The sequence below is a fragment of the Methanohalophilus halophilus genome (assembly GCF_001889405.1).
In the GTDB taxonomy this organism is placed as follows: Archaea; Halobacteriota; Methanosarcinia; order Methanosarcinales; family Methanosarcinaceae; genus Methanohalophilus; species Methanohalophilus halophilus.
In genome coordinates this window covers 1,796,020-1,817,238 of record NZ_CP017921.1, presented here as the reverse complement: position 1 = coordinate 1,817,238, position 21,219 = coordinate 1,796,020, and the positions used below count along the sequence as shown (strand labels likewise).

Genomic DNA, 21,219 nt, shown 5'->3' with positions numbered 1-21,219 from the left:
TTATTACTTGGCCCAGAACGGATTATCCCTGCGTTTGATTTCAAGGAAAGCATCGAGGGTTTCCATTTCATCTGCCGAAAGTGAGTCAAGTATCTCCGTTTCAAGCACCTTTGCATGCTTTTCGGGAATATTTGAATAAAGTACATCACCTTCTTTGATCTGGCGACCTATTGTAGGTCCATCAATCGCCATTGCAACTTCCATCCCTGCACTGGCTTCCTTGATGTTTTCTCCTTCTAATTGGAGTCCTTTTATTGTGCCTACAACTCTACCACTGTTATCTGTAACACCGATGTTAGTTTTGACCTTTCCACCTGTGATTCTTACACCAACAACAGCAGGTTTGCTTTGTCTGAACGTACATTCTGGAAGAAGCAGGAATCTTGCAGGCTTGACTATGAGCTGGGATATTGTTTTTTCGGATTTCTCCTTCTTTTCTTTGACCCAGTCTTTGTAATCATCAATAAGCCTGTAAATAACATCATTCTGGAATATTTTGAGATCGGCACCCTTTGCTTTTTCTTTTGCATCAGGTAACATTTTCACATTAAAGCCGATAAGAACCGCATTAAAAGGATCTTCAATAGCCGAAACCTCGATAATATCCCTCTGGGATATGTCTCCTACTTCGGCTTTTCTGATGGGTATATCCTCCTTCTGGAGCTCATTAACAAGCGCTTCCAGTGATCCGATGGTATCTGCTTTAAGAGTCACACCTATGGTGCCCGTACTAATCTGTACCTCTTCAAGTTCCTCTTGAACCTCTTTGACAATTGTTTCAAGGTTTTCCGGGTTAGCCGCTCTTACAGTGGCTCCTGAGAGTGCATCATCAAGATTTGGCGCAGATATCTTTACACCAATAGCAGCCGTAACTGATTCCACATTCTGGAACTTTTCCTCGGCGGATATTTCTCCCATTGGATTGGGTTTTAGCAAAGCCCTCACTTTGGTCTGAATAGGCTCCCCAAGACTTCCGACTATAATAGTATCCCCTTTTTTGAGGGTTCCATCATAGAGAATAATATCGATGGTAGTTCCCAAGCCCTTTTCTTCCTTTACTTCAAGTATTGTTCCTTCACCAGGTCCACTTGCGTTATAATGAAGATTAGATTCGAGGAATTTCTGGGCCAGCCCGAGTAATACCATAAGTAGGTCAGGTATACCTTCGCCGGTAACCGCGCTTATTGGTATTATTCCTATATTTCTCTGGAAGTCAGAAACACGGTCATAGCGTTCAGAATTAAAACCACTGTTATATAGTTCCCCGACAATTTCATAGAACTTGTTATCAAGATCGGCTCTTACACGTTCACTTTGTTTGTTGTAAGTTTCCAGAAAACTCGCGTTTTCATGTGGTTGCCAACCATGTATCCTGTCTATCTTATTTGCCACAACCACAAAGGGAGTTTTGAATCGTTTGAGTATTTGCAGACTTTCTTTTGTCTGGGGCATGAAGCCCTCATTTATATCTACAATTACCACTGCCAGATCTGCAAGTGCTCCTCCTCTGCTACGCAGGGATGTGAATGCATGGTGTCCCGGTGTATCTATGAATAAAAGGCCGGGTACGATGAAATTGTTCTTCATCCCGGAAGCACCACTACGTTCTATTATGGAATCGATCATTACTTCCGTTGCACCGATATGCTGGGTGATCGCACCGGCTTCTCCTGCAGCCACAGAACTACCGCGTATTCTGTCTAACAGTGTGGTCTTACCGTGATCCACATGTCCCATAACGCATACAATGGGTGTCCTGAGATTTTCGTTATCGGTAATATGCATCCCTTCCTTAAGAAACAGGAGAGTGAGCAAAAGGGTACTCACTCATAGAGCCATTCTTCGTCTATACGGGTATATTCGTTTGTCTCATCATCCTTGAAATGGATGTTGATTTCTCTTTCAGCTGATTCTACTGAATCGGATGCATGTACCACATTTCTACCGGTTTCAAGAGCAAAATCGCCCCTGATAGTACCAGGCATTGCTTCGGATGGATTGGTGGCACCATTTATTGTTCTCATGGATTTTATTGCATCCTTACCTTCAACAATCATTGAAACTGAAGGAGCGGAAATTACATAGGATATAAGTGAACCGAAAAATGGCTTTTCGCAGTGTTCGCTGTAATGTTCCTTTGCATCATTCTCATCGATAACATTCATGCGCATGGCACTTATCTTGAGGCCTCTCCTTTCGATTCTTCCTATGATCTCACCAATAAGTCCCCTCTGGACTCCATCTGGTTTGATCATAACATATGTGCGTTCCATTGATTAATTCCTCATCAGGCTTTTTTCATGTAGGTTCTGCCCGTTTCGGTCCAGATAGTACGCCTTGGAAGTCTACCCATCTTGTAATTGTTCCTGCATTTAGAGGAGCAAAAGTTGTAAGTAGAACCGTCCTTCTTTGCAAAAAGGATACCAGTTCCAGGTTCCAGTTTAGTTCCGCAGAAAGAGCATTTCTTGGTTTCCATTGCGCATCACCTTGTTGTAAGTTTCTTTGCCTCTCTGGAAGTCTCCATCAGCATCAGCACATCGCCGATACGAACAGGGCCCATACAGTTACGGGTGATGATCCTGCCCTTGTCCCGACCATCCAGTACCCTGCACTGGATCTGGCTTGCTTCGCCATGCATGCCGGTATTGCCGATGACATCTATGACCTCCGCGGCATATCCTAAGTTTTCATCTGCCATGGAGAATTACTCCTTTTTTATGGATAAGTTTATTTGAGGGCACTGACTTTTTCGGCCAGGTCCTCGATGGTCTCTGCGCCCTTACCTGCATCTGTAATTACTACTGCAGCACAGCCAACGCCTATTCCACAGGCGGCTCCAAGTTCTTTCTGCTGTTTTACGTAGATGTAAGGTGCATTCTTTTCTTCACAAAGGGGACCAATGTGAGCTACTACTTCTGCAGGTTCAACATCATCCGCAATGACTGTCAGTTTTGCAATACCTCTTTCTACAGCCTTTGTAGCTTCGTTAGCTCCTTTTTTTACCTTGCCAGTATCTCTGGCAACTTCTACTGCTTCAAGAGCTTTATCTATTAGTTCATCTGGAACATCAAATTTTGCCATAATTTCTATCTCCTTCGAAATCACGGTTTACACCGCGGTTTGTCATTATTCATTGTATAGATGCAAACAAAGGTCAATTCTACCATACTGTTTACATTCGTTGGAGTATTTGGTATGAATCGCCACTGGTACATATATAACTTGCGACAATTCGATAGCACTTCTTGAATATGCCTATCGATTATAAAACTTCTGGTATCGATTTAAAAAAGTAAAAGGAAAAATTACTGGATGGGTTCCATGGCCATTGCATAGAAGTTAGATGCATTGGCAGTGATGTCCACCTTGATAATATTCCCATATTCTGTAATATTGTAATTTAGGCCTCTCTGGCTTGTGTTGGATGCCCTGGTTGTCAGGTTGGTCATTGTGTTTTCTGTGGGATCAGCATAAAGGGCAGTTCTTCTGAAACTGTTATCATCTTCAATATCCCACTCAACATAATACTGGTCTGCGAACTCATTTTCCAGATCAACAACCTGCTGTATAGGGGCATCTGTACTTGCGAATTGGAGAATCTCATTGAACTTTTGGGCAGATTCTGCATCTCCTTCAATTACATCTATTGTGTCTTCAACACTCTGTTGTTCTCCCAATACCATGGGAGTTCCTATGACATTGTAGATGCCCTGACCTCTGGAAAGGGGCTGGTATCCCTTATATGTTTCAGGGGCAGTATAATACTGGAATGCCACAACCTTTGGGTCAATCTCATGCATTTCTATCCATGAAGAATTATCATATCCTGCTGAATACAGTTTGGTTACATTTGACCCGTAGAAATTATTGTAAACGGATGTATTACCGGTAAGATATTGCAGTGGTGTACCTTTCAGGGAGGCAATGTTCATGTATCTGGCTGTAGTAACATTATCTGGAGTTACCTGCAGACCATCCTGAATGGAGTTTAATGTTATTTCTATATGTTCACCCGGCACACTCTCAAAACCAGATACCTGACCATTTTCAGATGTTTGTTCATTATTGTTGTTGTTTCCTGCTCCACTGAAAAAGAACATGCCGATTGATCCGACCATTATTACTGCAAGGAATATACCTACATATTTTGTATATTTTTTCTCATCTTTTTTTCTAGGACTCATGAATTCACTCCGCAGTCATCCCTGTTGAATTTAACAACGATAGTCCTTCTAATATATAAATATCTTCGGACTTTATGTATTATGAATGGAGGTTGCTGATGTATTGATGTGTTCGTAGATTCCAAGTATGCAATCTTTTTCGTTCCATTTTATATTCTTAAGAGTTACTCTGCAGGGAATTTCTCTTCCTGTGCTGGAATGTAGCCTGATATCTTCGCTATAAGGCCGGTTTTGGTTTATTGGCTTGTTTACAGAATCCAGGACATGCCTGTATCTCAGCGGATATAGATCTGTAATGTCCATTTTTTTAAGTTCATCTGCAGAGTATCGTATCCACTTCTCAAGTATCTTGTTTGTATAAAGCAACGCTCCTTTTTTATCGGTAACGGCAATCCCTTCTTTTACATTGTCAATCAATATCTGCAAATCACTGATCTCCTTTTGGACGGATGCTTCTTTGTGCATATTTGATAGGACTTCCCCGATTTGCTTTGCTATAGTTTCGAGATCATGTCTGGATTTATCGGGGATCTCATATTCAGAATGCGAGGACAGATAGAGAGCAGCTATTATCTCGTTGTGGTATCGAATCGGAATTATTGCAGTTCCATGCAAGCCTTCATACCGGAGGTTCTTGCCGCTGGTAATTGCGCTGAGTTCGGAATGATGTTTATACACCGCCTGTCCACTCATAACCAGTCGTGTCTGTACTGAATTCCTTTCATAGTGGGAGGTGCTATTCACAAACTGATCAGACAGTCCGTGATGAGCTACCAGGTCCAGGTCTCCTGTTTTATCGTCAACAAGGTACAGGGCTCCTGAATCAATGGGTGTGATTCTCAGTGCAAGTTCCAGTAGCCTGTTGAATGTCTCGCTATTTGATGTGGCAGAACTGAGGACACTGTCAAGATCATACTGCAGATGCATGAAATCATTAGAATGCTTTCTTTCTGTGATGTCTACAATGATACCTTGCAAATACGTTACCTTTCCATCCTCATCATATTTGATAAAAGTCCTTTCATCTATCCAGCGGACATCTCCAAACTTTGTCATTATTCTGTATTCTTGATTGAAATCAGTCTGTCCTGCATCGATTCTTTTTGCGAGTTCTTTTTGGACCCTTTCCAGGTCGTATGGGTGTACTATGTCAGCGTAGACCAGTTTACCCGACAGGAAATCATTCACAGTGTAGCCAAACTGTGTTATATTCTCGGAGACGAATTCAACAGGCCAGTCTTCTTCAGCCCACCATATAAATACGACTGCAGGGCTGTTTTTAATGACATCAGAAAGGACTGATTTTATTTCACTTGATTTTTTCAAATCTTCCATATACTGGTATAATTCCTCATCAGCCAATTTTTGCTGGATTATATTCCACATTCCCTGCATGAGTAATTTTAATTGCCTCACATCTGTAGGTGTATAATCCTGCACCTTATTGGCAACACCCACAACCCCAGCAATTCTACCGCCTTCAAAAATGGGAACACTCAGATTTCTCTGGATTAATTTTTGACCAGTATCTTCTTCAGCTAAATATTCGTTGTTTATAATGGGGGTGCGATGGTAAAGTGCTTCATCCCAGATACTGTAGCTCTCTGCCGGAGCCTCGTCTGAACTCTGTTTGCCGTTTGACCAGGAAATAACCGCATAGTTTGTTTCCGTTTCATCCAGAAATGCCAGAAAGCCAATCTTGCTTTCAGTTAGTAAGACTGCCTGTTCACGCGCATAATCCATAATTTCCTGAATTGAGGAATCGGACATGGCATATAGTTTCAAGAGTGCTTCATGACGTTTTTCTTCAAGGTAGAGGGCGCTTTCCACATCCTTTCTTTCTGTTATATCAACAATTATACCCTGCAGATATGTCACATCACCTGTATCATTTTGCTGGATTTTTGTGCGTTCATCCACCCAGCGTACATCTCCATTTTTTGTCAGGATCCGATATTCTTTGGTGAACTGCCTGTTACCCTCTGCAACACAACGGGCCATCCCCTGGCGCACTTTCTCTATATCATCAGGGTGAACGATATCACCGTACACCATTTTGTCCGATGTGAATTCTTCAACTTCATATCCGAATTGTGTAATGTTTTCCGAGACAAATTCCACGGGCCAGTCATCTTCTGCTCTCCACAGGAAAACAATCACAGGGCTTGAATTGATTACTGTTTCGAGGGCTTTTTTCATCCCCAGGGCGCCATCAATGACCTTTTTTTCTTCCATCTTTCTGGAAGTAATATCCATGATAATACCCTCATAGTAGGTGTTATCGGGATTATGGTGGATTATGGTACGTTCTTCGACCCAGCGTACATCTTTTTTCAAGGTTAGGACACGATAGGTAAGGTTAAACTGTTCATCTCCACTTTCCAGATGTTTTTCCACCTCTTCAGTTACCATTTCAAGGTCATCCGGATGGATTATGTCACTGTACCTTAAGGCGCCTGAAATAAAATCATCGGGAGTATAGCCAAAAAGAGAGATATTTTTCGAGACGAACTCCACAGGCCACCTTTCCTCCTCCTTCCATACGAAAACAATTGCAGGGCTTGCATTGACAATATCTTCAAGCACACTTTTCATTGTTGAGGTGTCAATACCTGCAGAAAAAGAACTGTCATTTTTCGGGGATGGATGATTGGGGGTTGAGATGGTACCACTTCCACTGATTGATCTTATTTATTAAAATTGGTATCTGAACACTTATATAATACACTGTATCGAATCAGCATTGCAATTGCTGCTTCCATATTTTTTCTCTTTCAATTCTGTTTTGTCTGTTGGCGCCACTGGATGAAGGCAATACTGCAGTATCGTATCCTTTTTCCTGTAACAAATACTCGTATTTCCCGGCTCTTGTTTTTCCATTGAAAAGGATTTTACGTATGTTAGGTGCTATCACTTTAAGCATGGAAAAATCATTAATAACCTCATACCTGATTTCAGAATCACCACTTCCCTTTCTTTCTGCTTCCCTGAAAACATCCCACAGGCCGATTTTATGTTCTTTTAGGATCCTTAATTTTTCTGGATATTCCTTATTGTCAAGTTCCTCTCCGATAGCATCACCTGTGAGTTTCCAGAAATCATTTCCTTTATTGGCATAATATTTTTGTTGTCTGAGGGATTCTTCTCCTGGCAGGGATCCCAGAATTAAGATTTCGGTATCTTGGTGGATTATCGGCTCAAGTCCTTTTTTTGCCATCCTCAAATTTGATGTGCCGATATTACAAAAGATATATGATACAGAGAAGGCTTATCCTACTGCCATGAGTTTTCTGAAAAAATGGTACGATAAAGTTTCCCGGAAAAAACAATTCACAACTCTTTATAGACGCGGTGAAGAAATATATGGAAACGGATATGTACTTTTTGAAATGGGCAAGTATGAAGAGGCGCTGGATAAATACAATGAGGCGGCCGCTATATGGGGCGAATTGAAAAATAAATTGCTCGATCTTGAAGATGATATGGAAGATGACGTGGCCATTTTGAGAAAAAAATGCCAGAATGTTCTTTATAGCCGTTGTTTTGTCCTTTACAAGATGGGAAAGCATGAAGAGGCTCTTGAAGTGATTGATAGTTTTCTTGAGGATGATCCGCAAGATCCTGATAAATGGTTTGGACACGGGGTTGTAATGCAATCGATAGGACAGCATCAAAAGGCGGTTGAATCGTTTTCCAAATGCCTGGATCTGGATTCTGCTTTCTCAGATGCCTGGTATTGTAAAGCCACTCTTCTTTATCACAATGGTGAATTTACGCAAGCCCTTGAATGTTATAAAATGGCGGCCCAACATTCAAACATCAAGGATTTTGCATTTCCACGATATTCATTTTTGAACATGAATCCAAAACCCAAACTTAAAAAAGATGCTGCGGGCATTTTATATGGGAAAGGTAATACTTTGTTCAAATTGGAGAGATTTGAAGAGGCTATAGAAGCCTTTAAAGGTGCCATTGATATAGAGCCAGAATCTCCCCAAATATGGCAGGGTCTTGCAAATACTTACCTGAAAATTGGAGACGAGGATAGGGCCAATAAAGCCTTTGCAAAGTTATTGGAACTTGATCCTGAAAACTCTCAGGCAAAAGACCATATAAATCCTGATTATTCTGCTGAAGAGAAAGAGTGAGGATCTTCAGTACATATACTTGTCTTCTTTTTCTTCCCATTCGGACAGCAATTGCTGGCATATTTTGCTGTCCAGCTTTTCCATATTCATTCCTGTATCATTATGACCTTCACACAGGGCCCTGTATATCTGTCCGTCGTCAAATCCGATCTTTTCTACCTCGGTCGTTGTTGTCCCATAATAAAGTGTTTTGATGCGTGCCCAGTACAGAGCGGACATACACATGGGACATGGATAAGAGGTAGTATATATTTCGCATTCAGACAGGTCAAATGTTCCCAGCTTTGATGAGGCTATCCTGATTGCCATTATTTCAGCATGGGCCGTGGGGTCATTAGAATCAAGCACTCTGTTATGTGCTCTGGAGATTATAGTTTTATCTTTTACAATCACAGCTCCAAAGGGCCCACCCAGATTGTCTCTCATTCCCAGTCGTGCTTGTTCAATGGCAATTTCCATGAAATTATTCAGTATCTTTGCCCCCATCTACATGTTTCTTAATTTCATCAATTTCATTTAAGAGGATTTCAGCGGCATCTTTTTCCCTTTGTCCTCCACATTTGTAGGTGGTTTCCAGACACCGGTCAATCAAGTCGAGAAATTCATTATTTCCTGTTAATTTATAACGAGTAGCGTGGACAGCTGCTTCTATAACTGCTGTAAGGCCCCGGTTAATGGCCCTTGGTAGATAATCATTAGCCACTGCACCCATTGGGATGATTTCTGCTGTCATGGCCTGTTTTGTATGTTTTATTTCATCGCATATGAAAATAACACTGGTTGCTGAATTTTTTAGCAGTGGTATGCTTTTTGAATTCAGGGGATGATACTTGAAATCCTCATCTTCGAGATTGGAAAAAGTCGACTTTATAAAAAGTAAAGGGTCACAGGTCACATTGGCAGCAAAAACTTCATCCTGTTTCACATTTTCATAAGTTGTCGATCCTCTATAAAGTCTTATGAAGACTCTGTTATCTTTGCGAATCAGGCCAATTGGAGCAGCATTGGGATTTTTCATGCCGGATGTCAATATGATCTCGGAAATTCCATCGCATATACCGTATTTGTCAAGTTCTGAAACTTCCATCAAAACCGCATGCCTCCAATGATTGAAAGGAAAAGCCCCCCAATAATTATATCTGCAGTTGAACCGGGATTTATTTTCTTTTTGAGTAACTCTTCATCAAACTCAATTATTGAAGGAAGTGATGCTTCATACCCCGATGTTTCTATCTGTGTAACTATATTGGTTGCCTTTTCTGAAACCTCAACTGCAGTTTCCCGGTTGAATTTAGTCTGTATGAATGTATCGGGATTTTTCGACAATAACTTGAGGAAAGTGTAAACAATGGAGCAATTTATGTCTGTACGAATCCCTCTTTCCATAAGGTCAGTGATTTGTTCGCTGCACCAGCTGCACAGTTCAAAACCATGGGTCCACTCTTTAGCTATCATGTCGTAGTTTTCGGATATTTCCATCAATTCGAAAAGGCTGGTTTGATTTTTCCTTAAGTTTGTGATGGAATCCGAATCATTGAGATCAAGATCCTCTATATCCTGTACGCAGACATTTGCTTTTCCAAAAGCCTGATAGAAGTTAATCGAGTCCTCGACATCTGTGTGTTTAACTAGCCGGTGGGCTCTCTCAACGATTTTTTTCATATCAAACTTTTCATTTTCCTGAATCAGCTGACCTGCAGATTTTGCTAGGGGCAGGAGGAGTAAAAAAGCACCGAAATGTGTGTTTCCTCCTTTTTGCCATTTGTTACTTTCAAAAACAGCTTCTTTAAGCAATTCCCCTATATTTTCTTTTCCAGAAGCAGCCCTTTCAAATACCGGATAAACACCTGTAGCAGATGCAAGGAAATGTTCATACCGGGTATCGATATAATCATGCGTCCTGTCAATATTTCCGGGTTTGGGTGATGCCGACACTTCCAATATCATTGCAAGCTGGGCACTGCGGGCAACTTCGGAGGGCTGTATCTTGTAACAGGAGTTCATATCCCACCGTTTATTTTTCTTTACTGTGGTCGAGTATGTAGTCAGCCATTTGTTTTTTGAGTTTCATGTACTCCTGTGGGGAGAGGTCTATAAGATCCAGCACACCGTCTCTCATGAAACAGGGTTTTGTGATCTTACAACACCATGCAAGACTGCCAAAGCAGGTACTGTCACCGTATTCAAGGAGCGTACCTTTTACAAATTCCATTTTCAGGTTTGCAAATTCCCGGGGACTGAAACCCAGTTGCTTGGCCTTATTTTGTACAGCACAGGGTTTGACGGGGAGGCAACAGAAAGTCAGTCCTCGCATATCGCCCTGTCCCCTGCAAATATGTTTTGGAGCATTATACCAACCGGTAATTTCCTGAAATTCAGAAACAGCATCTACAAGGGAGTCTACAAGTTGTGGGGAATCCATTGCCTGTCTTCCCACAGATACCATATCTGCACCTCTGGAAAACATCTCTTTTGCATCATCAAAGCTCTGTACCGAATTATTTCCTATCAGGAATATACGTGTTACATCCCTGATGCGGCGGATGGCGTCAAGGTCGGCACCTGCACCTTCTTTCATGGCATCTACATGGATGATATCTGCACCTGCACTTTCAATTGCTTTTGCAAGTTGTGTATCATCAACAACATTTGCCCTGATCTTGATTGAAAGCACGACACCAGTTTCTTTTATCTGCCTTATCCATTCTGTGAGGCGTGGGAGGTCTTCCATCAGGGCCTCTCCAACTCCTGCTTCTTTCATTTCAGGTTGGCGGCAGTGTGCATCCAGTTCCATTATTGCACCAGCGTCCCTGATGATTCCTGCCACTTCAAGTAAGGGTTTAAGTTCACTGCTGCGCAGGTTTATCCCCACTGTCCCATCGAAATCAACGGCATTTAGCTCTTTTGTGATATGCTCGATCGGTTCCTGTGATATGAATTCTTTTCTACCTCTTTCTATGAGTTCACATGCTGCAGCATTGGTTTTCTCATCAAGGTTGTATCCGCCCATTATCACAAGTGCGGCACTTTTGCCATAACTGTTTACAAATGAGCTGTCTGTAATGCCCGCCATTGGAGCGATGGCGACTGGATTTTTGAAATTGATATATCCTATATTCAGGTCAAAAAGTTCTTGGGTCACGTTGAAAGCCTCTATTTCTCGTTAGTCAGGGGTCATAGAAGAGACCTTCAGCATATTAATTTTACGAATTGAAAATAGTATGAACAATGAAAAAATAAAGGATCGATCAGTTCAGATCGACCCTTTTAGCAGTTGCAATGTATACAATACTTTCACATATGTTGCATGTATGATCTGCAATACGTTCCAGATACCTGAGAACAAACATCATGTCTACTGCATTTTCTATGATGGTAGTGTTGTCTATCATCATCTGGACAAGGTCTTCCCAGCCCGCATAAACATTCTTATCGACGATTTCATCTTTTGAAGCAATCTTCTTTGCCATCTCAACATCAGATTCTGCATAGGCTTTAATGGACTGCTCTATCATTTCCTCACATGTGGATACAATAGGCTTACATTCAGAAATTGAAAGGACTTTCTTTGCATTCATTTTTTTGATTCTTTTTGCTACATCAACTGCCAGATCACTCATTCTTTCAAGATCGATGGCTATATGATAAGAAGCTGTTATCAGGCGTAGGTCGCTTGCAATTGGTTGTTGTAATGCCAACAAACTTGTAGCACGGTTTTCAACCTTCATCTCAAAGTCATTTACAATTTCGTCCATCTCAATGATTTCCTCTGCAAGTTCCTTATCAGCATTCGCAAGTGCCTTTATAGATTTTTGGAACATTTCAAGGGTTACAGAACTCATGTCTGAGACGGTATTTTTAAGTTCTTCAAGTTCAGCAAAGTATTTTTCGCGAACCATTTAATCACCCGAATCTACCCGTGATGTAATCTTCAGTACGTTTTTCCTTCGGGTTTTCAAATATCTGATTGGTTTCACCGAATTCGATTACTTCTCCCAGAAGGAAAAATGCAGTATAGTCAGATATTCTGGCTGCCTGTTGCATATTATGGGTAACAATTACAATTGTGTAATCTTTCTTCAATTCAAGAATTAGGTCCTCTATCTTATTTGTAGATATGGGGTCAAGAGCACTGCATGGTTCATCAAAAAGTATGATTTCCGGTTCTACAGCCATGGTCCTTGCAATACAGAGTCTTTGCTGCTGTCCTCCACTGAGGTCTAGGGCTGATGAATCCAGCCTGTCAGATACTTCTCCATAAAGAGCTGAATCCTGCAGGGTTTTATCAACAATTCCCTTTATGTCTTTTTTGGGTACTTTGTGGATTTTTGGGCCATAGGCAATATTATCGAAAATTGACATGGGGAATGGGTTTGGTTTCTGGAAAACCATGCCTATCTTCTTTCTGAGTTCAACTACATCCACATCTTCATCGTAGATGTTTTTATTGTCGATTTTAATCTTGCCTTCGATATGACATACTTTAATAAGATCATTCATCCTGTTTATGCAACGAATGAATGTGGATTTCCCACATCCGGAAGGACCGATAAGGGCGGTTACACTTTTGCTGGGGATTGACATATTTATGTCTTTAAGGGCCTGGTTAGACCCGTACCAGAGGTTGAGGTCCTCAACCTCTATGGCTGCGAAATCATTAGTTCCACTCATCTCTTATCCTCGATAAATTATCTGTTAAGTTTCTTCCTGTAATGTTTTCTGATAACAATTGCTATGCTGTTTATGAGCAGTACCAATATCAGTAATACAAGAGCAGTTCCATACTGTATGGGTCTGGTTTCCATTGGGTTGAGACCGGAGGTCGCCAGTATGAAAAGGTGGTATGGCAAAGCCATGAATTGTGAAAATACAGACTCCGGCAGACGTGGCAAGAAGAAAGCTGCACCTGTGAACAATATCGGGGCGGTTTCACCTGCAACCCTGCCAATACTCAGGATGATTCCGGTTACTATTCCTGGTAATGATGCTGGCAATACTATATTGCTTATGGTTTTCCATTTTGTTACACCAAGGGCAAGGGAAGCTTCCCGGTGTTCCTGTGGAACGGTTATCAAGGCTTCTTTACTTGCTCTGATTACAACTGGCAATATCAAGAGGGAAAGGGTAAGGGATGCCGAGATAATTGAGGGCTTAAATGCTAAATATTTGACAAATAATGCCAATCCAAACAATCCGAATACTACGGAAGGGGTCCCAGCAAGATTGTTGATTGCCATTTCAATAATCCATGTTGAACGGCTTTCCTTTGCATATTCATTTAGGTAGATAGCTGAAAGAACGCCAAGGGGAATTGCTACCGCCATAGATATGCCTACAAGATATGCTGTCCCCATCAAAGCGGGATAAATGCCACCTTCAGTCATTCGATTTTTGGGCATCTCTGTCAGGAACTCCCAGCTCATTATGCTGTATCCCTGTATTACAATGTACAGTATAAGGATTGCCACAAATGCAATAACAACCCATATACATGCTCTGAGGAAACCAAAGGCTATTTTTTCAGTAGTTCTTGAATCCAATCAGAGCCCCTCCTTTAGTTTATATTTTCTCTTTATCCTATCTGCAACTATATTTATTATGAAAGTCGTAATAAACAATACAGAACCAACTGCAAACAATGCATGGAAATGCGGGCTGCCTTTGGGCACTTCTCCCATTTCAAGTGCAATAGTTGCTGTCATTGTCCTGACAGGATCAATAAATCCTTCAGGGAATCCAGGTATTATGGCCATATTACCTGTTACCATCAATACTGTCATTGTTTCACCAATTGCTCTGCCTACTCCCAATATCACTGCGGCGGATATTCCGGAAAGGGCAGCCGGCAACGTTACTTTATAAATTGTCTGCCATTGTGTACTCCCCAGGGCTAATGAACCTTCTTTAAGTGCCTGTGGTACCGCATTAATGGAATCTTCGGAAATTGAAATTATTGTGGGGAGTGCCATCATTGCAAGCATTATAGAACCTGTAAGGGCTGTTTGGCCTGTGGGTATATCAAAAATTTCTTTTACAAGGGGTACCAGGACTACCAGACCAAAGAAACCGTATACAACGGATGGTATGCCTGCAAGAATTTCAATGAATGGTTTCAGTAAGTCAGCGATTTTTGGGCTTGACAACTCTGAAATATATATTGCTGCAGCAACACCCAGAGGTACAGCTATGGCTATTGCGCCTGCTGTGACCAGAAATGAGCCGAATAAAAGGGGTAGTATTCCAAAACGTGGTGGTGTTGAAGCGGTGTACCATGAACTACCGGTTATGAAACCAGTAAAAGAACTTGTTTCGAATAATAGGTATCCATCTCTAAAAAGAAAAATACAAATGAAGAGAAGGACAACGACAGTTGTTGCCGCTGCTAAGAACAGGCCACTCTCAATGCCCTTCTCTTTAAGTCTTCTGTGAAACATCGCTCACCTCTAAGGGTTCATGCTTCAAATCATTTACTCAACAGGGAAGTATCCTACTTCGTAGACGATCTCTGTACCTTCCTCGCTCAGTATAAATTCTGTGAAGTCTGCAGCAAGTCCTGTAGGCTGTCCGTCTGTGTAGAAGTGAAGTGGTCTGGCAAGTGGATAGTCGCCTGCAAGGATGTTTTCGGAAGTTGGTGCAACCATTCCGTCTCCCTTGTTGACATCTACACCCTTTACGTTTTCATTGAGATAAGCAAAACCGATGTATCCGATTGCTGCATCGTTCTGTGAAACTGCCTGTACCACTGCACCGTTTGAACTCTGTGCAAGTGCGTCCGGGCGGAATTCATTGTCTTCACCGAGGACTTCTTCCTGGAAGTAACCATAGGTACCGGAGCTGCTGTCACGGTTAATAACTACGATTTCTTTATCTTCTCCGCCTACATCTGCCCAGTTGCTGATGGAACCGTCATAGATTCCCTTTATCTGGTCGTAGGTCAGCTGGTCTACGGAGTTTGCAGGGTTTACAACTACTGTGAGTCCGTCCCATGCAATTACGTGTTCTACAGGATTAATTCCGTTTGCTTCTGCTTCTTCGGTTTCGGAGTCCTTGATCTGTCTGGAAGCCATTGCAATGTCAACATCACCATCGATCAGGGCTGCGATACCTGTACCGGAGCCGCCACCACTGATACTGATTGAAGCCTCAGGATGATTGTCCATGTAGGTTTCAGCTGCTGCCTGTGCTAGGGGGAGTACGGTTGTTGAGCCTTTTACATTGATTTCTTCTGCTTCTGCAGTTTCAGAAGTGGATTCAACAGGGAAGTATCCTACATCGTAGACGATCTCTGTGCCTTCCTCGCTCAGTATAAATTCTGTGAAGTCTGCAGCAAGGCCGGTAGGCTGTCCGTCTGTGTAGAAGTGAAGTGGTCTGGCAAGTGGATAGTCGCCTGCAAGGATGTTCTCAGCGGTAGGTTCTACCATTCCACTACCCTTGTCGACATCTACACCTTTTACATTGTCATTGAGATAAGCAAAACCGATGTATCCTATTGCTGCATCGTTCTGTGAAACTGCCTGTACTACAGCACCATTTGAGCTCTGTGCGATTGCATCTTCACGGAACTCGTTGTCTTCACCGAGAACTTCTTCCTGGAAGTAACCATAGGTACCGGAACTGCTGTCACGGTTAATTACTACGATTTCTTTGTCAGGGCCACCGACATCTGCCCAGTTGCTGATAGAACCGTCATAGATTCCCTTTATCTGATCGTAGGTAAGCTGGTCTACGGGGTTTTCCGGGTTTACAACTACTGTGAGTCCGTCCCATGCAATTACGTGTTCTACAGGATTAATTCCGTTTGCTTCTGCTTCTTCGATTTCGGAATCTTTGATCTGCCTGGAAGCCATTGCAATGTGGACATCTCCATCGATCAGGGCTGCGATACCTGTACCGGAGCCGCCACCACTGATACTGATGGACTGTTCGGGGTGATTTTCCATGTAGGTTTCAGCTGCTGCCTGTGCTAGGGGGAGCACAGTTGTTGAACCTTTTACATTGATTTCTTCTGCTTCTTCAGCACCATTTGAAGGTCCTTCATCAGGGCTTTCTGCTGGTTCCTCGTCATTGCTGACACAGCCGGCGGTGAATAACGCCAGTACCATTATTAAAGTAAGTGCTATTGAAAGTATTTTTGACCTTTCTACCATAGTTACATTATCCTTTTCCATTTGAAGGCTTAAGCCTCGGAAAAAAGTAATGGATACCATACTTATAGTCTTTGTCGCAATATTCTATACTATACTATATTTTAACATATAGTCTATATAGAGATATTGTGTATGTAATGTCAAGATGCTTAAAAAAGAATAGAGGGTTATCAGCAGGCTTTGTTTAGGAGATTTATGTGGGGAAGTACCCCACATCATTTATAATTATTGTGCCTTCCTCGCTCAGTATATATTCTATGAAGTCTGCTGCAAGGCCGGTAGGCTGTCCGTCTGTGTAGAAGTGAAGAGGTCTGGCAAGTGGATAGTCACCAGCAAGGATGTTTTCGGAAGTAGGCTCAACCATTCCATACCCGGCATCGATATCTACGGCCTTCACACTGTCATCAAGGTATGCAAATCCTATGTATCCAATTGCTGCATCTTCCTGTGTGACTGCCTGGACAATGGCTCCATTTGAGCCCCGGGATACTAAATCCGGGCGGAATTCTTCTTCTCCTAATAGTTCTTCCTTGAAATAGCCATAGGTTCCGGAACTTGGGTCACGGTTCTGTATTATTATTTCTTTATCTTCTCCGCCTACATCTGCCCAGTTGCTGATGGAACCGTCATAGATTCCCTTTATCTGGTCGTAGGTAAGCTGGTCTACGGGGTTTGCAGGGTTTACAACTACTGTAAGTCCGTCCCATGCAATTACGTGTTCCACAGGATCAATTCCATTTGCTTCTGCTGCTTCTCTTTCGGAATCCTTCATTTTCCTGGAAGCCATTGCAATATCTACCTTATCATCTATCAGGGCTTTAATACCCGTGGTTGATCCTCCGCTAATAACATTTATTGACTTCTCAGGATGATTTTCCATATATATTTCAGCAGCTGCCTGTGCAAGAGGGAAGACCGTCGTGGATCCTTCTACGTTAATATTTTCGATTTTAATATCTTCTGTTATTGTTTCATTTGCCTTCTCTTCCTGTGTGTTGTCACTCTCGCCAAGGCATCCTGCAGCAAACAATGCCAACAATAAAATAAGTATAATTATTAATGTCCTGTGTGATTTTATCATACTAACCCTCTAATGTAAGTTAAGTTTCTTTTTAAAACAAGTGAATTAGCCATTTATAAATATTTACCATCATATAATATATATGTCTATATAGTTGATATTAGAGTTTTTAATCACTCTTTATTTATAAAATCTAAAAAGTAATTGAACATTCAGTAATATTCAATCTTTTTTGGTATTATGTGATTGCAATTGTTGCAAAAGTATATGGACATATTTCCCAGGCGTCTGTTCTCAAGGTCTGAGCTACAAAAATAGCAGCGTACGTTGCCTGGCACAACATGAGGTATTGTTTTAGCACTCATTTTCCTTCGATTCCACCTATGAGGAATCTGTAAAGGTCCATTTCTTCGTTGTCAAGGTTTCCGTTGATTCTTCCCCTATATATAGTATGAGAAATATTCGGATTACCTTTTTGGGTTTTAAGTCCCCTTTCATTTTTCTCAATGCATTTCATATTGTCTATCACTTCCTCCACCAAAATAAGTAATGTTTTTCATTAATATATACTTTGTCCCAAATATCTATATATAAAATTTAAATCATTATTTACATATGGTCGGAAGATGTAAAATGGGAAAAATAATATGCATACCTACCAATAACTAGTCGAAGGGAAGAGTATGAATGATATATTAATTAAGAACACTAAAGTTTTTTATAAAAATCAGTTGCAACCCGGCGAAGTGCTTATAGATGAGGGTAAAATAAAAAAAATTGCCAAAAATCTGAAGGGCGAGGATGCAGACAGGCATATTGATGCACACGGGGGACTTACTATTCCAGCAGGCATCGATGTACATGTGCATTTCCGGGAGCCCGGTATGACTCACAAAGAAGATTGGTACTCAGGAAGCTGTGCAGCTGCTGCAGGTGGTATCGGGACAGTTGTGGAACACCCAAATACATTGCCGCCGGTTCTTGACAGAAAATCTTTCAGGGAAAAATTCAAACTGGCAAATCGTAAATCCATCATTGATTTTGGAATTAATGGTGGTGTGGGGAAGAATATTGAAAAACTGGAAACTCTCTGGGAACTGGGCGTTACGTCTTTTGGAGAAATTTTCATGGCAGAATCAACTGCCGGTTTGGGATTGGATTCAGAATTGCTAAAAGAGGCTCTTGAAACAATCCAGCAGCTTGGAGCATTGGCCTGTATCCATGCTGAGGATGAAAATATCAAATGCGATAATGAAAATTTACTCAAGAAAGATTTCACTCCTCAATCCCATTCCAGAATTCGCTCCAATCAATGTGAGGCAATGGCAGTTAAGAATGCACTTGAATTGTCCGGTTTGACATCCGTAAATACTCATTTTTGTCACATCAGTACACTGGAAGCTTTTGGTCAGCTAAAAAGGGAAAAATATATTCTTGAAAAAGAGGATGTTTCGCGTCATTTAAGCTTTGAGGTAGCTCCCCATCATCTTTTCCTATCAGACCATGATTGGGAAAGGCTTGGTACTTTCGGTAAAATGAATCCTCCGCTGAGGAACCGACAAAGTGTGAAAGCACTTATTAATGGAATAAATGATGGTACTGTGGACGTTGTAGCTTCGGACCATGCTCCTCACAGGGAGTCGGAGAAGGAGGGGGACATTAAGAGCGCTCCTTCGGGTGTACCGGGAGTGGAAACCCTTATGCCCCTTATGATGGTGGGAGCTAAAAGAAATCTTTTCCCCCTCAAGCGCCTCATTGAAGTCACAAGTAGCAATCCGGCAAGAATTTTTGGACTTGACAACCATGGAAAAGGTGTTTTTGCTGAAGGCTATGACGCTGATTTAATAGTCATGGATCCAGGGAATGTCAAATCTATTAATTCAGACATGTTGCACAGTAAAGCAGGATGGACACCGTATGAAGGAATGGAAGGCATATTCCCTGAATATACCATTTCCCGCGGGGAGATTATTTGGGATGGTGATATTGTGGGAAGACGAGGAAGGGGTAATTTCCTTCCAGGTGCCGGCTCTGTTAAAGACGAAGATTGATGTACATACTTTCTTTTTTTGTGTCCATGGTGCGCAAAATTTTATATGCACTATGGACTATATCCTTAAAGCATGGTACGTAACAAATACCCGGTTCATACGACACTCAGTTCGGATGCCATTAAAGTTCTTGATCGGTATGAAAAAGAACTTGGTGCTAAAAACCTTGTACTCGAGAAAGCTTTACTCTCGCTTGACAAGGGGCGCTTCAGGTCAAAAATGGATGCCGGTAATTTGCAATGCTCAATAAAACGTATAAGTACCGGCATTGTGGGGCTGGATGATATGCTGGAAGGGGGTATTCCGGAAGGATTCTCAGTGATTGTTACAGGCCCCCCTGGCACGGGAAAGACCACTCTTTGCATGCAATATCTGATGGAGGGTGTAATCAAGGCAGAGAAATGTGTCCTTTTTTCCTTTGAAGAACGTCTTCCGCAGCTGGTGCAACAATTTATGAGATTTGGCTGGGATGTTGCAAAATACATCGATGATGGCTATCTGGAAGTTTTTGGGATGTCGATGTTGACCTTTGAAGAGATCACAGAGATTATTGAGACGTATAAACCCCGCAGGATAGTGTTTGATTCCCTTAATGTTTTTAGCAACCCTGAAAAATTCCGCAATTCCGGGGGCTGGCGTTCGTTACACAGAACTATTAAGAATAGGGATATAACTTCATTTTTAATAACGGAAAAAAAGCATGGTATTGAAACCAAAGATTTTGATGAATATGATTTTCTGGGTGATGGTATCATATTTCTTGATTCCATGCAATTAAATGATATTGATAACACCTTAACTCCTGTTATGGCTATACAAAAAATGAGGGCCACAAAAATAGATCCCACGCCTCAATCATTCAGGTTCGGTGAGAAAGGGATTGAAAAATATCGTTCCGTCAAAACATCAAAAGTCCTGCAAAATAAAATTGGAAATCAGGGTAATGGTAATCTTTATTCAAGGAATGAACCCGGATATTAATGCGGCCAGTAAGGCGGTTATATATATTGCCTGAAAGCAGGCTGCTCCACCTATATCGATATAAGCGCTTCCTTTTTCTTCTCTTTTCAAGGCCATCAAGGATGCCACTGTGCCTGCTATGATTCCGCCTGTCCCGGCGATGAATATGATAGTAGCTGCATTCTGAGGGGCCAATATCAATGCCAGTGGAATTGTAAATATCCCTACGTATGAGGGTATTACTATCCCTACTCCATCAACAAAATCAGCCAGTAATGCAACGACAACCAGTACTATGAGCATTATTTCCAACGCAACAAAACCCATTTCACTGAAAAATAAATACAGAATTGTCAAAATAGGAATTATAAATCCACCTACATTAAGTGTGATTTTTGTGTCATAGATCAGGTTTGTGCCTGTAGTAAGTTCATTTACCACGGGTACACCATACGTTTCTTCCAGAAGGAGGGCGTCCCTATGCATGTGCTGGTTTTTGCGCGTTCTGATTTTGGTTATGGGTATTTCTATATTTGAGGCAATTGGCATCAGGAGTAAGATTAAAAAGAGAGGGTATGATGAAATTGGTCCAAGAGTTAGCTGTTGCTTGTAACACAACATAGCCATTGGAAGCAAGGCTAGTGTGTATATTATGTAGTCTCTCAAACCTTTTCTGTTGATGTAGGCACGCATACTTACTATCAAAAT

General features: G+C 41.6%; 23 protein-coding genes. 3 read left to right on the top strand and 20 right to left on the bottom strand.

Annotation, left to right across the window (positions count from 1 at the left end):
- Positions 1–3: 3 nt before the first annotated feature.
- From infB to BHR79_RS09300, 8 genes are all read right to left on the bottom strand, one after another.
- On the bottom strand, positions 4–1,779 hold the full coding sequence (infB, locus tag BHR79_RS09335; RefSeq protein ID WP_072562375.1) for a translation initiation factor IF-2: 1,776 nt from the start codon (positions 1,777–1,779) through the stop codon (positions 4–6).
- A 44-nt stretch (positions 1,780–1,823) separates the two neighbouring features.
- Complete coding sequence (gene ndk, locus BHR79_RS09330; RefSeq protein WP_072562064.1) at positions 1,824–2,273, bottom strand: nucleoside-diphosphate kinase; 450 nt, start codon at positions 2,271–2,273, stop codon at positions 1,824–1,826.
- A 14-nt stretch (positions 2,274–2,287) separates the two neighbouring features.
- Positions 2,288–2,476 carry a 50S ribosomal protein L24e gene (locus BHR79_RS09325; protein ID WP_072357968.1) on the bottom strand — a complete coding sequence of 63 codons (189 nt, stop codon included), beginning with the start codon at positions 2,474–2,476 and terminating at the stop codon, positions 2,288–2,290.
- Between the two features lie 6 nt (positions 2,477–2,482).
- Positions 2,483–2,698, bottom strand: coding sequence for a 30S ribosomal protein S28e (locus BHR79_RS09320; protein WP_013037328.1), 216 nt, complete (start codon positions 2,696–2,698; stop codon positions 2,483–2,485).
- 29 nt (positions 2,699–2,727) lie between these two features.
- Complete coding sequence (gene rpl7ae / locus BHR79_RS09315; RefSeq protein WP_091828985.1) at positions 2,728–3,090, bottom strand: 50S ribosomal protein L7Ae; 363 nt, start codon at positions 3,088–3,090, stop codon at positions 2,728–2,730.
- A gap of 215 nt (positions 3,091–3,305) precedes the next feature.
- Positions 3,306–4,184 carry a hypothetical protein gene (locus BHR79_RS09310; RefSeq protein ID WP_072562063.1) on the bottom strand — a complete coding sequence of 293 codons (879 nt, stop codon included), beginning with the start codon at positions 4,182–4,184 and terminating at the stop codon, positions 3,306–3,308.
- A 72-nt stretch (positions 4,185–4,256) separates the two neighbouring features.
- On the bottom strand, positions 4,257–6,779 hold the full coding sequence (locus BHR79_RS09305; RefSeq protein WP_072562062.1) for a PAS domain-containing protein: 2,523 nt from the start codon (positions 6,777–6,779) through the stop codon (positions 4,257–4,259).
- A gap of 142 nt (positions 6,780–6,921) precedes the next feature.
- A complete protein-coding gene (locus tag BHR79_RS09300; protein ID WP_072562061.1) occupies positions 6,922–7,401 on the bottom strand; it encodes a DNA-deoxyinosine glycosylase in 480 nt (159 codons plus the stop codon).
- A gap of 64 nt (positions 7,402–7,465) precedes the next feature.
- Here BHR79_RS09300 and BHR79_RS09295 point away from each other — a divergent pair, with 64 nt between their 5' ends.
- Complete coding sequence (locus tag BHR79_RS09295) at positions 7,466–8,332, top strand: tetratricopeptide repeat protein (RefSeq protein ID WP_072562060.1); 867 nt, start codon at positions 7,466–7,468, stop codon at positions 8,330–8,332.
- Between the two features lie 6 nt (positions 8,333–8,338).
- Here the strand turns inward: BHR79_RS09295 and BHR79_RS09290 are convergent, their stop codons facing one another.
- From BHR79_RS09290 to BHR79_RS10575, 11 genes are all read right to left on the bottom strand, one after another.
- Positions 8,339–8,791, bottom strand: a complete 453-nt coding sequence (locus BHR79_RS09290; RefSeq protein WP_083433129.1) for a nucleoside deaminase — start codon at positions 8,789–8,791, stop codon at positions 8,339–8,341.
- 4 nt (positions 8,792–8,795) lie between these two features.
- Positions 8,796–9,419 (bottom strand): DUF447 domain-containing protein, encoded by a 624-nt coding sequence (locus BHR79_RS09285; RefSeq protein WP_072562059.1) that lies wholly within the window; start codon positions 9,417–9,419, stop codon positions 8,796–8,798.
- Positions 9,419–10,336: a triphosphoribosyl-dephospho-CoA synthase gene (locus tag BHR79_RS09280; protein ID WP_072562058.1), complete on the bottom strand. Its 918-nt coding sequence runs from the start codon at positions 10,334–10,336 to the stop codon at positions 9,419–9,421. The genes BHR79_RS09285 and BHR79_RS09280 overlap by 1 nt, the downstream gene beginning before the upstream one ends.
- 10 nt (positions 10,337–10,346) lie before the next feature.
- The gene (locus tag BHR79_RS09275) at positions 10,347–11,474 is read right to left on the bottom strand and encodes a methanogenesis marker 9 domain-containing protein (protein ID WP_072562057.1); all 1,128 of its coding nucleotides are present in this window, start codon (positions 11,472–11,474) and stop codon (positions 10,347–10,349) included.
- 106 nt (positions 11,475–11,580) lie between these two features.
- Complete coding sequence (gene phoU, locus BHR79_RS09270; RefSeq protein WP_072562056.1) at positions 11,581–12,231, bottom strand: phosphate signaling complex protein PhoU; 651 nt, start codon at positions 12,229–12,231, stop codon at positions 11,581–11,583.
- Positions 12,232–12,235: 4 nt separating this feature from the next.
- A complete protein-coding gene (gene pstB, locus BHR79_RS09265) occupies positions 12,236–13,003 on the bottom strand; it encodes a phosphate ABC transporter ATP-binding protein PstB (protein WP_072562055.1) in 768 nt (255 codons plus the stop codon).
- Between the two features lie 17 nt (positions 13,004–13,020).
- A complete protein-coding gene (gene pstA, locus BHR79_RS09260; RefSeq protein ID WP_072562054.1) occupies positions 13,021–13,872 on the bottom strand; it encodes a phosphate ABC transporter permease PstA in 852 nt (283 codons plus the stop codon).
- Positions 13,873–14,766: a phosphate ABC transporter permease subunit PstC gene (pstC, locus tag BHR79_RS09255; protein WP_072562053.1), complete on the bottom strand. Its 894-nt coding sequence runs from the start codon at positions 14,764–14,766 to the stop codon at positions 13,873–13,875.
- Between the two features lie 33 nt (positions 14,767–14,799).
- Complete coding sequence (locus tag BHR79_RS10765) at positions 14,800–16,500, bottom strand: PstS family phosphate ABC transporter substrate-binding protein (RefSeq protein ID WP_234970410.1); 1,701 nt, start codon at positions 16,498–16,500, stop codon at positions 14,800–14,802.
- 172 nt (positions 16,501–16,672) lie between these two features.
- Positions 16,673–17,560 (bottom strand): PstS family phosphate ABC transporter substrate-binding protein, encoded by an 888-nt coding sequence (locus BHR79_RS09240; RefSeq protein WP_072562052.1) that lies wholly within the window; start codon positions 17,558–17,560, stop codon positions 16,673–16,675.
- Positions 17,561–17,861: 301 nt separating this feature from the next.
- Positions 17,862–18,017 carry a hypothetical protein gene (locus tag BHR79_RS10575; RefSeq protein WP_157198653.1) on the bottom strand — a complete coding sequence of 52 codons (156 nt, stop codon included), beginning with the start codon at positions 18,015–18,017 and terminating at the stop codon, positions 17,862–17,864.
- Between the two features lie 166 nt (positions 18,018–18,183).
- Here BHR79_RS10575 and BHR79_RS09235 point away from each other — a divergent pair, with 166 nt between their 5' ends.
- Together BHR79_RS09235 and BHR79_RS09230 are read left to right on the top strand one after the other, a co-directional pair.
- Entirely contained in the window at positions 18,184–19,551 is a 1,368-nt protein-coding gene (locus tag BHR79_RS09235; protein WP_072562051.1) for a dihydroorotase, read from the top strand.
- Between the two features lie 72 nt (positions 19,552–19,623).
- A complete protein-coding gene (locus BHR79_RS09230) occupies positions 19,624–20,532 on the top strand; it encodes an RAD55 family ATPase (protein WP_072562050.1) in 909 nt (302 codons plus the stop codon).
- On the opposite strand, the gene BHR79_RS09225 is transcribed toward BHR79_RS09230, so the two are convergent.
- Positions 20,509–21,132 (bottom strand): DUF1614 domain-containing protein, encoded by a 624-nt coding sequence (locus tag BHR79_RS09225; protein WP_240632169.1) that lies wholly within the window; start codon positions 21,130–21,132, stop codon positions 20,509–20,511. The genes BHR79_RS09230 and BHR79_RS09225 overlap by 24 nt on opposite strands.
- Between the last annotated feature and the right edge of the window lie 87 nt (positions 21,133–21,219).

Excerpts from the sequence above, each read along its gene's own strand:
- BHR79_RS10575 (WP_157198653.1), bottom strand. The coding sequence starts at position 18,017 with ATGAAATGCATTGAGAAAAATGAAAGGGGACTTAAAACCCAAAAAGGT.
- BHR79_RS09320 (WP_013037328.1), bottom strand. The coding sequence starts at position 2,698 with ATGGCAGATGAAAACTTAGGATATGCCGCGGAGGTCATAGATGTCATC.
- BHR79_RS09230 (WP_072562050.1), top strand. The coding sequence starts at position 19,624 with ATGGTACGTAACAAATACCCGGTTCATACGACACTCAGTTCGGATGCC.
- BHR79_RS09235 (WP_072562051.1), top strand. The coding sequence starts at position 18,184 with ATGAATGATATATTAATTAAGAACACTAAAGTTTTTTATAAAAATCAG.
- BHR79_RS09310 (WP_072562063.1), bottom strand. The coding sequence starts at position 4,184 with ATGAGTCCTAGAAAAAAAGATGAGAAAAAATATACAAAATATGTAGGT.
- phoU (WP_072562056.1), bottom strand. The coding sequence starts at position 12,231 with ATGGTTCGCGAAAAATACTTTGCTGAACTTGAAGAACTTAAAAATACC.
- pstC (WP_072562053.1), bottom strand. The coding sequence starts at position 14,766 with ATGTTTCACAGAAGACTTAAAGAGAAGGGCATTGAGAGTGGCCTGTTC.
- BHR79_RS09305 (WP_072562062.1), bottom strand. The coding sequence starts at position 6,779 with ATGAAAAGTGTGCTTGAAGATATTGTCAATGCAAGCCCTGCAATTGTT.
- BHR79_RS10765 (WP_234970410.1), bottom strand. The coding sequence starts at position 16,500 with ATGGAAAAGGATAATGTAACTATGGTAGAAAGGTCAAAAATACTTTCA.
- BHR79_RS09240 (WP_072562052.1), bottom strand. The coding sequence starts at position 17,560 with ATGATAAAATCACACAGGACATTAATAATTATACTTATTTTATTGTTG.
- BHR79_RS09225 (WP_240632169.1), bottom strand. The coding sequence starts at position 21,132 with ATGTTGTGTTACAAGCAACAGCTAACTCTTGGACCAATTTCATCATAC.
- ndk (WP_072562064.1), bottom strand. The coding sequence starts at position 2,273 with ATGGAACGCACATATGTTATGATCAAACCAGATGGAGTCCAGAGGGGA.
- pstB (WP_072562055.1), bottom strand. The coding sequence starts at position 13,003 with ATGAGTGGAACTAATGATTTCGCAGCCATAGAGGTTGAGGACCTCAAC.
- BHR79_RS09285 (WP_072562059.1), bottom strand. The coding sequence starts at position 9,419 with ATGGAAGTTTCAGAACTTGACAAATACGGTATATGCGATGGAATTTCC.
- BHR79_RS09295 (WP_072562060.1), top strand. The coding sequence starts at position 7,466 with ATGAGTTTTCTGAAAAAATGGTACGATAAAGTTTCCCGGAAAAAACAA.
- BHR79_RS09300 (WP_072562061.1), bottom strand. The coding sequence starts at position 7,401 with ATGGCAAAAAAAGGACTTGAGCCGATAATCCACCAAGATACCGAAATC.
- BHR79_RS09280 (WP_072562058.1), bottom strand. The coding sequence starts at position 10,336 with ATGAACTCCTGTTACAAGATACAGCCCTCCGAAGTTGCCCGCAGTGCC.
- BHR79_RS09325 (WP_072357968.1), bottom strand. The coding sequence starts at position 2,476 with ATGGAAACCAAGAAATGCTCTTTCTGCGGAACTAAACTGGAACCTGGA.
- BHR79_RS09290 (WP_083433129.1), bottom strand. The coding sequence starts at position 8,791 with ATGGAAATTGCCATTGAACAAGCACGACTGGGAATGAGAGACAATCTG.